Source organism: Streptomyces sp. NPDC016309 (genome assembly GCF_043077235.1).
Classification (GTDB): domain Bacteria; phylum Actinomycetota; class Actinomycetes; order Streptomycetales; family Streptomycetaceae; genus Streptomyces.
On sequence record NZ_JBIBSG010000018.1, the window covers coordinates 24,652 to 38,080 of the forward strand.

A 13,429-nucleotide genomic window follows, 5' to 3' on the forward strand; every position below is an offset into this window, starting at 1 on the left:
TCGTCGGCGAGTCCCCCGAGGTGGCGCTGAATCATACGCCGGTCCTCAGGCGGTCAAAGCCCACGGCGGTGAGGTGGTGGGCAAGCTGAGCTGTCGTCATCAGCCGAGACCAGTGCTCGTCCGGTCGGCTTAGCGCAAGTGGCAGATAAAGTCGTCACGGAACTAGGGTCGTGGCGATGGGGGTGTCAGCCGCTCAAAGGGTTCCGTGATGTGGAAAGTCGCCTACCGATTGCTGAAGAGTCTACTCGTAGCCTTTAGTGCGATTGTGGTCTGCATGGGCCAAGCGGGCGCAGCGCCAGATCCGACCCAGGTTTGTGCTACAGCTGACCAGCTTATCCACAAGGGATACCTGACAGAGGCCCGGGCGCTTTATGAACGCGTTCCGGGGGAAAATCCTTTGCCCTGCATGCCTGCGGATCTTCAAAGGATTGACAAGCAGCGTGCTGATGCAGCAGTGGAGGTGAAGCTGGGTCAGCAGCTGCTCGAGCAGAAGAAATACAAAGAGGCTGAAACAGTCTTCCGGAAGGCCCTCGGACTGGATGCTGGCAACGCAGCAGCTCGGGCTGGCCGGCTCTCCGCCAGCGAGAAGCAGCCTTCAGCCCAGGGGCTGTCCGCCGAGAAGGAGAGCTGGGACACCTTCTACAGCAACACATTTGTGCCACTGCTCCAGTTGGCCGCTGCGGCAGCAATCGGCGTCGTCGTGCTGGGGGCGCTGAGTGGGCTTGTCGCCCACTTCGTGGTCAAACCCCATTCAGTCACGTGGAACGATTACGATAAGCAGGGGGTTGCCCTGTTTGGTGCTTTCCTGCTCATCGGCTGCGCCTTGATGCTGCCGCTGTACGCGATGTTCGAGCCGTTCTCGCCCACCCGTACAGTACTCGATCTAGGTCGGATCTTTCTCGTCGTTGCCGTAGTAGTTGGGATCTCGGCGGTCGCCCGCACGCGGTCCAGGCCCGAGCAGTCGCTTAAACGAGTCTTGAAGGACTGGTTCGGCTTCTGGGGCTGGCTCGTCGGGGTACCCGCCGGCGCTCTGCTATTGGGTTGGTGGACAGGTTTGTCCACGCCGCACGAGCGGCTATTGGTTCTCTTCATTGCCCTCAGCTGCGTTGCAGTTCTGCTCACCGCCGCCTCGCTCGGCCAGCTCCTCCGCCTGCAGGTAGAGGCTCGGGGTGCGACCGGCGCGGCCGACGCAGCTGCGACCGACTACCTACTGGCACGGTTGCGCAACCTCGGCACCGAAAGACCACCCGGCCTGAATGCCGTACCGGCGGTCACTTCGCTCTCGAGTATTCCCACAGAGGACCTCAGTGCTCTGCCAGTCGGAAAGGTCGCTGGCGCGCTCTCCCGTATATTTTTTGCTCTGCGTCCTGACCGCACCTGGCAAGCACGGGTGGTGTGGGTGGATGAGAACCGCGTTGCCGTCACTCTCAACAGGAACGGAAAACACGCGGAAAGTGTAATTATCAGCCGCCGGGACTTGGGGCTACCCGCTGTAGATGACGATAAGGCCAATGCGCGGCTCCGCGCCCAACTCCTCACTGGAGCCGCCGCCATCATTCTCGTGAGGCTCAGCAAGTCACATCCCCAGCTGCGGCCGGGTCTGTGCGGTGCGCGGGACTGGAGGAGCGTCACCCTACAGGTCATCGCGAACAGCCGATCCCTGATCGACAACCCCGATGATAAGGTTGCCTTGCTGGGCCGCGCGGTTCATGAGGATCAGAACAATCTGCTCGCCCGTCTGGAGTACCTCTGGGCCCACCAGAAGCAAGCAGGGTTTGATAGCCCTTTGTACAGCCAGATCGCGCAAACTGTCGACAGGCTACTGGGTGCACTTACCGAATCCGGCGACAGTTGGCGCACGCTTCGCATCCGCGGCTACTACCGCAGCACCTCCCAATGGCTCAACTTGTACGCCGAGAGCGGATACAGCGACCGAAACCTGCTCCGCCGCGCGCGGCGTTCCTGCATCCGTCTAGAGGATGCATGTGAGACAGCCGATGCTGATCGACACGAGCCCGTGGATCAGCTCGCCAAGAGAACAAGACCACTTGCAGCCACCTTGCGCAGCACAATTGACGCTCTCATCACCCAGCAGCCTCCGGCTAGGCCACCTGATCCGATCGACTTCCGGGCAACGCGCCTCGCCTATACCAACGCCTGCCTGGACTGCTCCCTGTTGGAGATCAGCGGCGGCGCACCCCCTTACGCCGACCACGCGGTGCAGCACCTCCGTGTCGGCCTGCCCGCCGAGCGGGATGTGGATGACGCCAAGAAGGACCCTCGCCTCGCTCCAGTCCACAGCTATGCGCCCTACCAGGATCTGGTCGGCGTTCCACCTAAGGAGTTCCTGAAGCTGCAGCCGTTCGCTGACACCGCCTTCGCCGGCGTGGCGGACAAGCTTGCTGTGGCAGGACTCAGCAACCCCAGAGAGATCATCCGTCGTACCATCGGCGTGGGTCGGACTGAACTAGCGACGTATCTGAACGTTTCCCCCTTGCTTGTCGACCGTATCCGTCAGATCGCATTGCTGACACAGGTGCATCCCGACCTGGGCGATCCGGTGATGCTTCACCTGCTCCTGAAGGCTGGCATTGATTCGCCCACCCGGTTGAAGGAGCATGTTGAGAACGATAGAAGTGAGCTGATGAGGGAATTGAGACAGATTGCCGAGGCTGAAGGAGCACCCTCGGTGAAGGGCATCAGGCGTCCGCGCGGCTGGCTGACGGCAGCGAAGAAGCAGTACCGGTAGTTATCACCGGGATGCCGTTCTTGGCAGGGGACGAACCTCGCCGTCCTGAGGAACTGCCCGGCCGGGTCGTTCAACTGCTGCAAGTGCTGGGTCCGCGTCCGACGGCCGCCGAGCTCCACCGTGCCGGGATGGGTCACCGGCTCGGCTTCGCCACCGAGGTCCCGCACCGGCTCGCAGGCGGGTACGTGCAGCGGGCGGACCTGGTGGTGCGGGCGCCGGAGGCCGGGGTGCCGGTGATGCTGCTGGAGATCGACCGCCGCACCGAGGACGCGCACAACCTGGTGACCAAGCTGCGTCGGTACTGGGAGTGGGGCCGGCTGCTTCCAAAAGACGCGGCCAAGCACACCGTGGACCTGGTCCGCTCCCGGCCAGGCGCGATCGAGCACGTCGACCGCGAGCAGCGGCTGTGGCACCGGGTCTACCCACCGACCGGCCGAGAGGGCCCGGTTCCCGGTGGCGTTCGTGTTCGCGGACAAAGGTCGCCAACACGGTCGCCGCGCTGGAGCAGGCCGGCCGCCGTTACTGGGCGCCATGCCGGTACGAGACCTACTACCGAGAGGCGATCACGGCGAAGGACTGCAGCCAGGCCATGCCGGTCGTCGTCACCACTCTGGAGCAGCTGACGGAGCGCGGCGCTGGCGCGGCGGTGTGGCGGCGTCTGGGACGCAAGGACGAACAGACGCTGGCGGCCGCGCTCGGCAACCCCGACGGCGACGTCCTCTTCCGCGACCAGTACGCCCGCGCCGAAGCGGAAGGGGCGGCGCCGTGCCGCTGAGCGGGAGGCGCAGCGCCCCGTGTGCAAGCGGTGCGGACAGAAGTGGCCCACATGGCGCACGACCTGACTCCCTTTGTGCGTGGTGAGCCTTACCAGGGGGCATCTTCAGGAGCCAGGACGCTCATCACCCTCGCGTGGCAACTGGCCGTCTTCGAAACTGCCTTCGAGAGCGGGGCAGCGCACCCCGGGTTCCTCATGATCGGCAGTCCTCAGAAGAATCTTAGACACGGCACCGGCCGCGACACCCTCATCGCGGACGCTGTGAGCACCGACGACTTCTACCGACACCTCACGCAATGGCTGGCACGTCATGGCAACGGGGCGGAGGTCATCGTCGCCGACAACAGCCCACCCGAGCTGATCGAGGACCGCGTGATCGTCCGTTTCAGCCGGGACGAGACAGAGCCGGCCTACGGCTTGATCGATGACGAGACGGGCTGAAATAGGAAGAACATCTGAATCAAGTCCTGCCCGCCAGACCGGACAGGACTTGCCAGCTTCGGCACTGATGACCCGAGCCGTCCAGCCGCTCCGGCTGCCTCGCGGCGCTGGCCTCCGTGCCCGGCTCGTTCTGCTGCCCCGGTTGCCGGTGCCGGCCCTGCCTTCCCCGCGCGGCGGGCACCGCTCGAGCTGTCCGGTGCCGCTCCCGCTGGTCGTCGCTCAGCTCCCCCCACGTCTCGCACTGCCTCCGTACGTACCGCGTACGCTTTTGGTACGCCTCATGCCCGGTCGGTATTCCTCCCCTCGGGACCTCCCGGGGGGACTTCATGCTCATGGTTGCCGCCTCCCGGGCCAGGGCTGGCCTTATGCCAAGTGGATGCCGAGCTTGGTGTTGGAGATCCAGATGCCGAGCATGATGGTCACGGGTTCCGTCTCTCCGTCGATGGTGATCGTCTCGCAGTGGCTGCGTGGTACTGGCCGGTGGGCGCCTTCCCGTTCGATCCACTGTGTGAGGGCTGCGAGGCCCCGTTGGCGGCTCCCGCGCCGTGACGCCGGGCGCGCCCAGCCGCCGTCGTGCTGCTGCCGCCGCATCGTCTTCAGTGCCCCCGGCCCCCGGCGACCGCGCCTGGCACTACCCCGCCACGCCCGGCACCACGTCCCGGCTCAGTTCCATTGCCGCGGTCGGTCCCGCTGGTCGGCTTGCCGCCACGTTGCTGCGGGGAGCGCGGGCCTGGCCGGTCCGGATGAGGTCTTGCTCCGCATGCCGGCGCCGGCTTGGCGGCCGTCCGGCCGGCGGGCGGGGCGTCGTCACGCAGGGACGCCGAGCGGCGGGTGCTCGAGCACGCGGGGCCTGTACTCGACCAGCTGGATGCGGCCGTCGAAGGTGCGGTGCTCGATCATCTCCAGGGCGACATCCGGATAACCGTCGTAGATGCGTTCTTTGCCCGTGGCCCCGGTGATCACGGGGAACATCACGACCCGGAAGTGGTCGACGAGTCCGGCTCGTAGCAGGGACCGGCACAGGCTGAGGCTGCCGATCGTGCTGAGGAGCCCCGAGCCACTCGACTTCATGGCGCGGACCGCCTCGAGGGCGTCGTCGCGGACAAGCGTGGAGTTGGCCCACGACAGTGGCTCCTCGAGTGAGGAGGAAAACACCACCTTGGACGCTTGCGTGAGCTCGTCGACGGACGCCTGTTCTTCGGGCCTGAACTCGTCTTGGCCATTCGGGACCTCGCCCGCGGCGAAGCCCGACATCAGGCGGTAGGTGTTCGCTCCCATCAGGTAGGTGGCCTCGGGTTGCTCGCCGAGCCATGCGAGGTACTCCGGACCCTCGAGGCCCCAGAACCCGGGCCATCCGTCTCCCGATGCGTGGCCGTCAAGGGAGGTGATGAAGTCGACGAGAAGCTCCGACATGGCGGTGTCCTTTCCCAGGGTGTCACGAGCTTGGACCGGCCGGGAGCCACAAACTCATCGGCGGCGCTGTGGAGCAACCAGAAAACCCATGACGCTGCAGCCGATCAGATCGGCGGAGCGCCACCCGCGAACGGCCTGGGTCAACCGTCACGCTCAGCCGGGCCAAGTACAACGCTCGGGGGCCAACTGAAACGCTCAGCCACACCGGAGTGTCCAGGGCTCGCTCGTTCCACACGGCTCCACGGCAGGTGGGAGATCCCGCAGCGGGAAAACTGACCGTGTGTGTCAGCGGGCAGCCCCACCGTTCGTTCATGTCCAGGCGTGGCCGCTCGAGGGCGGGTTGCGCTTTGTGGTCGGCGTGTCCACGAGGGCCTCGGGGGACTCGGCGGACGGCTTTGCCGTATGGGAGGGCGAGTCGTGTTGGGGTCCTTGGGACGGCTGAGTCGTGGAGGGCTGTGTCGGCGTAGTCGGGCCAGAGGTGCGTTCCTGGTTCTCATCAGGCAGTGACCTGTGGCCGCCCAAGCCTAATGGGGTCCCGAAGATCACCAGGACCGCGATCCAGGGATGTTTTAGGCGTTTGTGACCTCTGGGGCCACGCGGCCGTCCTGGGCGGGATCGCCGGGTCGGGTCGCGCCAGGGGTTCGGGTCCGGCGGCGGCGAAGGGCACATGCTCCCCTCCAGGGGAGGCAGTCCTTGCCCTACCTAGTACAGCACTGGCCTTGCCGGGGTGTCCTTCCCAGTTGAGGGACTTCTTGGCGGCCTCGAAGTCACTCGCCCCGCCTGTCGGCCTGCGTCAAGGCGCGGCTGCATGGCGGCTTCGGGTCTGGCTGCGGTCGTTGGCCGTCGGTACCCCGCCCGCGCCGCCCGAGCCTGCCGGCGCCCCGCCCCGCCCCGGGGTGTCGGTCGCCGCGGGGGGTCCTGGACGTTGCCGTCCGCTGTTCCGCCGCCGGGTCTCCGGCGTTCCGCCGCGTGCGTCAGACACCACGCTGGTGACTTCGCCCGGTTGATCACCGCCGGTCTGTTGCCACTCATTTGGGCTACGTGTCCGTGCCGGACTCAGTGGCCACCCCTAGCGTAAAGATCCAGGTTGTCCTTTGGGCCAGGAAGGAGGCGCTGTGCACCGCCATACTGTCGCTGCCGGAATAGTCGTAGCAGCGGTGGCGATCGCCCCGCTGTCCGGCGTGGCTCACGCCCAGGACCTCGACTGCCGAGACTTCATTTATCAGGAAGACGCCCAAGCGGTCTTCGACAGCGATCCCAGCGATCCGAACCGTCTCGACGAGGACAGAGGCGTCGACGATGGCATCGCGTGCGAGGTCCTGCCCCGGCGCTCGGCCGCTACTGGTGATCGACCCATGCCACGCCCCACCGCCACGCCGACGGGAGGGGCGCGGGGAGGACTCGGCGGCTCCTCCGCAGCCCCACCCAGTAACTGGGAGACGGGCATCGGCATCGGCCTCGCCACAGTTGCCGTGGTCACTGCTGGCTACACCGTGATCCGCCTCCGTCGCCGTGCCTAACCCCGGCTGATGGCATGACCACCTCGGTGCTTTCCACCCCGCGGGAGAGCCTATGACGTTGCCGGGCAGCTGATGGACGGGTCCGTCTCTCCAGGCCCCGGCAGGTCGCTGTGGCGCGCTGGCGCGCTGTTCTGTGGCTCCCTCGCCGTTCCGCCGTGCCTCTCTGCCTCCCTCGGCCGGGCCCCGGCACGCTGTCCCGCCACCGGCCGCCGGTGCCGTCCGGCCGCCCAGGCTTCTGGCACGCCCATGCTCCTGGCCCAGGCCTCCCGAGCTGGCGTGCCGTCTGGCCGCCGTGGTGTCGCCGCTGGCTGGCCTCGCGCCGCGCCGTTGCCGTGCCGCCGTCGTGCGCCCGCCGTTCTGGCCGTCGGCGGGTGTGCCGCCGTTGCTGTCCCGTCGCTGCGAAGCCGCCGTTCCACCGTCCCGCCGCCGCTTCGCCTGTGCCGCCGCCGCGCCGCTGCCCGCCGCCAGCCGCGCTTCACGCCGTCCCGCCGCCGTGTGCAGCTGTGCTGCGCTGCCGTGCGCCGTCCGGCCGCGGCAGCCATCCAAGATGGCCACCACCAGTGAGCGAGATTGACGGTACGGTTGCTTCTTCGGTGCCCGGGGCCCCGAGTGTTCTTCTGCATGCCGAGGGGGCGTAGTTCGCCCCACCCCGGACCGCGTCAACAGCGCGGCTACCGCGGAAGGACGAACGACACCCTCAGCCCCAGATCTCCGCCCGACTCGGGCCAGGGCGCCACTGCCGCCTTTGCAGCTGGATGACCAAGGTCACCTTGACGGCTAACTGCGTGAGAAGTCTTTCCACGCGATAGCCGGGGGAAGAGGTGTGCTTCGGTTTCGGGGGCCGGCGGCGCCGTCAGGGGCACATGCTGCCGCGCAAGTTGCGCGGGCAGGGTGGAATGACGTCCGGGGTCCCACCGCAATCAACTCGCAGACCGGTTACCACTCTGAGCGGAGGTGTCCATAGTGACAGCTACCCCAGATCCGTCCACCAGGTGCGTGTCCCGCAACGGGGAGGCCGTTTACCTGCGCTTGCGAAATATGCGCGTTGTCCGCACGTGTGTGGGCTTCCGTGCTCGCGCTGACATCGGTGCCCGGCTGGTCGTGACGCCGGACTGGCTGATCACCCATGCCTGTGAAGTTCCGCGACTAGGCTTGGTGCGCCGTAGTGATGTTCACGGGGAGGGAGTCATCAGCGGTGCAGCCTCTGCAGGAACAGGACCCTGACCGGATTGCGGACTTTCGGCTTCTTGGCAGGCTGGGGGAAGGTGGCATGGGCGTGGTCTACCTGGCCCGGTCCCCGCGTGGCCGGATGGTGGCGGTGAAGACTATCCGCGCCGAACTGGCGGCAACCCCCGACTTCCGGTTCCGGTTTGCCAAGGAGACCGCCGTGGCCCAGCAGGTCGGTGGGGAGTGGACGGCCGCCGTGCTGGACGCCGACCCCGACGCGGCACTGCCCTGGGTGGCCACGGCGTACGTCGCCGGCCCGACCCTGTATCAGGTGGTGGCGGAGCGGCACGGGCTATTGCCGGAGTGCTCGGTGCGTGGCTTAGCCTCCGGGTTGTGCCGTGCCCTGAGCGACATCCACGACGCTGGGCTCATCCATCGCGATCTGAAGCCGTCGAACGTCATGGTGACCATCGACGGGCCGAAGGTGATCGACTTTGGGATTGCCCGCGCCGTGGACTCCTCCACTACGGGGGGCTTGACCTCCACCGGGGTGGTGGTCGGCTCGCCCGGCTTCATGTCACCGGAGCAGATCAGGGGCGAGAGGCTGACTGAGGCGAGCGACATCTTCTCGCTGGGCGCGGTGTTGGCCTTCGCCGCCGCCGGGCGGCTGCCGTTCGAGGTGGCTGAGGGCCAGTTGCACGCCCTGATGTACCGGGTGGTGCATGAGCCGCCGGACCTCACCGGCGTACCGGCGCCGCTGCTAGCTCTGATCAAGGACTGCCTCGCCAAGGACCCAGCCGACCGGCCGACCCTGGCCGAGCTGCGGGAGAGGAAAGAGACGCAGTACCGCTCGCTGGGGCCATGGCTGCCGCCGGAGGTGCTGGCTCGGCTGGGCCAGGAAGCCGTGCAGCTCCTCGACCAGGAGGACCCGCGCACTCGGGTGACCGCCAGCGCCGAGGCGGGCGTTGAGGCGATGGCCGAAGCCGTGACCGCACCGGGCAGGCCGCCCACTGCCCCGTCCACCGTTCCCTTCACCGACCGCGCCGGCGGCGAGGACGGTGGGGTGGGGGTGCCCATGCCCCGGCTGGCCGACGAGCGCCGCCGTGCCCGCGGCCACAAGGCCCCGGCCGACGGGTGCCGGGCCGCTGTCTACTGGCTCCTCACCCTCGTCGCCCTGACCTCCGCGCTCACGGTCGTCCAGCAGCTCCACGTTGCCTCCGGGCAGGGTCTTCTGTATGACGAGCCTCTCCCGGATGCAGACGACGTTTGGGACCTGGGGGATTGGGGCGTCCTCTCGTTCCCCCTCCTGTGGTACGCCAAGCTCTGCTTCGGCTCAGCGCTGCTGGTGGCCTGGCTCGTCTGGTTCAGCCGCGTACGCGCCACCGCCGAGAAGTTCGCGCCCGGTCGGCTGCGGTACGACCCGTCCATGGCGGTGATCGGCTGGTTCATCCCCATCGCGAACCTCTTCCTGCCCAAGCAGATCGCCGACGACGTCTGGCACGCCTCCAGCCCCGGCCGCAGACCCGCACCGGCCCGTGTGCTGAACGCCTGGTGGGCGCTGTGCCTGACTACCTTCCTGACCTCGCCCCTCTTTTGGACCCCGTGGACAGCGCTCCTCAGTGAGCACATCGAGGACGTGGGCGACGGCATGAGCAGCGATTATGACTACGGGTACGCGTTCCTGCCGGAAACCTGGATCAACCTCGTCCTGCACGTCCTGGTCGTGCTGACAGCACTCGCCGCCGCCCTCTACGTCCGCCGGCTCACCGCCATGCAGGCGGCCAAACTGCACAGTTAGCCCCGGGGCGCGGCGCTCACCCGCGTCCCGACGGTGTGGTGGTCGTTGTGGCGATTGCCGATCTCCCGGCACGACGAGCTCCCGGCTGCCAGGCGCCCGACCGCGAGGCGCAGGTCTGCCTGGGTGCGATCTCTCGGTTTTGTGACAGTGGAGTGAGAGACAGCGGGGCTTGAGGGTGTTCCTGGAGGTGAATCCCGATCGCGGACAGATGCTCCATTCGCTCCGGCGTGAGCGTGGCGGCCCGGCTGCGCTGGTTGCTGATCCACGCCCCCAGCTTGTGTTCCCGTTCTTCCTGGTCCTCGCCGACGATCCGCTCGATGTGCTTCCTCGGGACCTGAAGGTGCCCCTCACGTTCGAAGAACTGCTTGGCGGCCTCGTAGTTCATGGCCCACTTGTCGGCCTGTGTACGGGGCGGCTTCGGCTGTGACGTCTCGTTGACGCTGCAGTAGCCATGCGGCTCTGACCTGTGACCCCGCAGATGGCATGAGAGAGTCGCGAGGGGCCTATTGGGTGAGGGGGCACGCCTGAACTGCGACCCTGCGCCCAACCGTCAGTGGCTTCGCGCAGGCCCTGCTGGCCCAGCGGGAGCGCGCTGCCGCTCTGGGCCTGCGCCCGAACCGGTTGAAGAGTATCGAGATCCGCCTCGACACCGTCCGGGACCTCGCTCTCCACGCCACAGGCCAAGGCCACGGGACCTGGGCGTCCCTGACCACCGGCGACCTGGAGGCGTTCCTCGCCCAAAACGCGGCCCGCAGAGCCTCCTGGACCGCGGGCTTGCACCAGTTCTTCGCCCACGCACCGCACCGGAGCCGTTCTGCACAACCCCGCCGCCTTCCTCGAGGCAGCGCGGCTTCAGAGGCGCCACCCTCACCCTCCAGGAGCAGCGCATGTCAGTGGCCGTGGGCAAGCCCCTTTCGGAAAACGACACCTCTAATTCGTTAGTATCAGAGGTCCTGGCTCTCTGATGGCCCGGGGCGGCGTTGTCCAGCCCGGGGCAGGACGTGTGGGGTCCGGTCGGTGCCGTGGTGACCCCTACGACACCTCCGACCGTGCGAGGTCTTCGTAAAGACTGGTGGCGCTGGGTGCCGGCCGGTCCTCGCACGTTCTGCCCCCGCGGGCCCGTCGGGTTCGGGATCCTCGTTGGATGAGCTGCCGCACGGTGAGGCGTTTCTCCTCACGAGCTTCGAGCTCTGGACACGGCGTGCGCCCGTGCGGTCTGGCGGCGCCGCGCACGGCTGATGAGGTGGCGGGCCTTAAAGCCCTGGAAATTAGTGCGCCGTGCGGTCCCGCGTGCTCGTCTTCGAGAACGGCACCGGAGAAGGGGCGGGATCCATGGACGTGTTCTGCGGGATCGACTGGGCGGAGGGACACCACGACGTCGCGCTCGTCGATGACACCGGCAAGCTGCTGGTCAAGTGCCGGATCAACGATGACTTGGATGGCTACCGGCTGCTGCTGGATCTTCTGGCCGAGCACGGCGACACTGCGGAGACGCCGATCCCGGTGGCCATCGAGACCAGTCGCGGCCTGCTGGTCGCCACGTTGCGGCAGGGCCCCCGGACGATCTACGCGGTCAACCCGATGGCTGCCTCCCGCTACCGCGACCGGCACGGAGTCAGCCGCAAGAAGTCGGACCCGGGCGACGCCCTGGTCCTCGCGAACATCATCCGCACCGACGCGCCGGTGCACCGCCCGCTGCCCGCCGACATCGACCTGGCCCAAGCCGTCGCCGTCCGCGCCCGCGCACAGCAGGACGCGGTCTGGACAGCAGGTCGCCGACCAGCTGCGGTCCCTGCTCCGGGAGTACTTCCCGGCGATGATCGAGGCGTTCAGGGAGAAGCCGAGAACCCTGACACGCCCTGATGCCCGCCGTATCCTCGCCGCCGCGCCCACACCTGCTCTGGCGGCCAAGCTGCCGATGTGGAAGCTGACCGCCATGCTCCGGCGAGCCGGCCGCCGCCGGGGCATCGAAACGGACGCCGAACGAATCCAGCAGCTCTTCCGCGAGGAAGTCCCTCGGCAGCTGCCCCTCGTCGATGACGCCATGGGCAAGCAGGTACTGGCCTTGCTGCTGCAGCTGGACGCTGCTTGCCAGGCGGTCGATGACCTGGCGCGGGCCACTGAGGAGGCGTTCCGTTCCCACCCGGACGCGGCGATCATGCTGAGTTTCCCCGGGATCGGCCCCCAGGTCGGCGCCCGCATCCTGGGAGAGGTCAGCGACGACAGGAGCCGGTTCGCCACGGCTGGAGGGCTGAAGGCTAAGCCGGCTCCGCCCCGATCACGCGGGCCTCCGGCAAACGACGCTACGTCGGGCGCCGGTTCGTCAAGAACAACCGGCTCAACCACGTCGGCCACCTGTGGGCCTTCGCCTCCCTCAGCGGTTCCACTGGAGCGGACGCCCACTACCGGCGCCCCCGGGCAGGAGGAGACTGGCACATGCAGGCCCTGCGGCACCTGTTCAACCGGATACTCGGCCAGCTTCACCACTGCCTCCTGGCGCGCATTCCGTTCGATGAATCGATCGCCTTCCCCGCAGAGCCGCTACCAGCAGGAACAGCCGCTACTGAACGGAACGGGACGGCTTGTCCAGGGGGCGACAGGAGCGACGGTCATTCGGCCATGAGACCCGAAGTGGAGACAATCACTGCCCGATCGATCGCCCCGCTCTCCGAGTGAGCGCGGCCCAGCCCACATGATCAGGCGATACCGAAAGGTGCGACCATCGTCGGATGCGAGGGATCGACGAGCTGATCAATGTGGACGCCCCGGCGTGGCCAGAGATTCAGGGGATGCTCAAGGCGAGCTCCGTGCCGGTTCAAGTGCTGTCCGGAGACCTCAACGAGGGCCGCCGATGCCTTTTGCAGATGCAGGTCAGCGCGCGATCGGTGCTGGGTGCACTGGCGTTGAACACCGGCGGATTGCTCGTGGATGACGGGTGGGTGCGAGTGTTCGGCGGGGGTTCGGGTTCGGTCGCGGACGGGCGACTCCCGAGTCTGGCGCAGGTCAACCGCTTCCCCACGGACTTCGACCCTGGCTGGCATCCCGCGACAGGTCTTGTGGTCGGCCACGACATTGTCGGAGGGGTCTTCGCGTTGAACGGTGGCGATCCCGCGGCAGCGGGCCGCCCTGGGGCACCTGGCCAGATGACGTACTTCGCTCCCGACACTCTGGAGTGGGAGGCGATGGAGATGGGCCACTCGGGGTGGGTCTCCTGGCTGCTCTCGGGCAGGCTGGAGACGTTCTATGACGGAATGCGCTGGCCCGGCTGGCGTGAGGAGACCGCGGCCCTGGCTCTCCGGCAGGGTCTTTCCGTGTATCCGTTCCTGTGGTCCGAGGAAGCTCACGCCGATCTCGCGGCCATGAGTCGGCGGCCTGTGCCGATGCGCGAGGTGCTCGGAGTCGCAGCGGACTTCGCCCGACAGATGGGGCCATCCGATCCTGGGTTCCTGGGCGACGTGTGACTGGCTTCGCTGTCGGTCCTGGTCTGTCAGCGAAGGTCCGGAGCCGGGGGACTGGGTCGAGGTTCTGCGGGCGTGATGGGGCGGCGAACACCCACGGCTTGACGG

Annotated in this window: 8 protein-coding genes and 1 pseudogene; 7 read left to right on the forward strand and 2 right to left on the reverse strand. The window is 67.4% G+C overall.

Features of this window, described 5'->3' with window-relative positions; translation table 11 throughout:
• The first annotated feature begins 406 nt into the window (after positions 1-406).
• The 3 genes from ACF068_RS30550 (at position 407) to ACF068_RS30560 (ending at position 3,965) form a co-directional block, all read left to right on the forward strand.
• A complete protein-coding gene (locus tag ACF068_RS30550) occupies positions 407-2,749 on the forward strand; it encodes a hypothetical protein (RefSeq protein WP_392277550.1) in 2,343 nt (780 codons plus the stop codon).
• A gap of 589 nt (positions 2,750-3,338) precedes the next feature.
• Positions 3,339-3,524 carry a hypothetical protein gene (locus ACF068_RS30555; RefSeq protein WP_392277551.1) on the forward strand — a complete coding sequence of 62 codons (186 nt, stop codon included), beginning with the start codon at positions 3,339-3,341 and terminating at the stop codon, positions 3,522-3,524.
• Positions 3,525-3,575: 51 nt separating this feature from the next.
• Entirely contained in the window at positions 3,576-3,965 is a 390-nt protein-coding gene (locus ACF068_RS30560; protein WP_392277552.1) for a hypothetical protein, read from the forward strand.
• Positions 3,966-4,772: 807 nt separating this feature from the next.
• Here the strand turns inward: ACF068_RS30560 and ACF068_RS30565 are convergent.
• Positions 4,773-5,378, reverse strand: coding sequence for a dihydrofolate reductase family protein (locus tag ACF068_RS30565; RefSeq protein ID WP_392277553.1), 606 nt, complete (start codon positions 5,376-5,378; stop codon positions 4,773-4,775).
• Positions 5,379-6,535: 1,157 nt separating this feature from the next.
• Between ACF068_RS30565 and ACF068_RS30570 the strand changes: the two genes are divergently transcribed.
• Positions 6,536-6,898, forward strand: a complete 363-nt coding sequence (locus ACF068_RS30570) for an excalibur calcium-binding protein (RefSeq protein WP_392277554.1) — start codon at positions 6,536-6,538, stop codon at positions 6,896-6,898.
• 1,168 nt (positions 6,899-8,066) lie between these two features.
• Positions 8,067-9,863 carry a protein kinase gene (locus ACF068_RS30575; RefSeq protein ID WP_392277616.1) on the forward strand — a complete coding sequence of 599 codons (1,797 nt, stop codon included), beginning with the start codon at positions 8,067-8,069 and terminating at the stop codon, positions 9,861-9,863.
• A gap of 16 nt (positions 9,864-9,879) precedes the next feature.
• Here the strand turns inward: ACF068_RS30575 and ACF068_RS30580 are convergent, their stop codons facing one another.
• Positions 9,880-10,410, reverse strand: coding sequence for a helicase associated domain-containing protein (locus ACF068_RS30580; protein ID WP_392277555.1), 531 nt, complete (start codon positions 10,408-10,410; stop codon positions 9,880-9,882).
• 785 nt (positions 10,411-11,195) lie between these two features.
• Here ACF068_RS30580 and ACF068_RS30585 point away from each other — a divergent pair.
• Together ACF068_RS30585 and ACF068_RS30590 are read left to right on the forward strand one after the other, a co-directional pair.
• A pseudogene (locus tag ACF068_RS30585) lies at positions 11,196-12,392 on the forward strand (IS110 family transposase); the annotation flags it as partial.
• A gap of 200 nt (positions 12,393-12,592) precedes the next feature.
• Positions 12,593-13,324: a DUF2625 domain-containing protein gene (locus ACF068_RS30590; protein ID WP_392277556.1), complete on the forward strand. Its 732-nt coding sequence runs from the start codon at positions 12,593-12,595 to the stop codon at positions 13,322-13,324.
• Positions 13,325-13,429 lie beyond the last annotated feature (105 nt).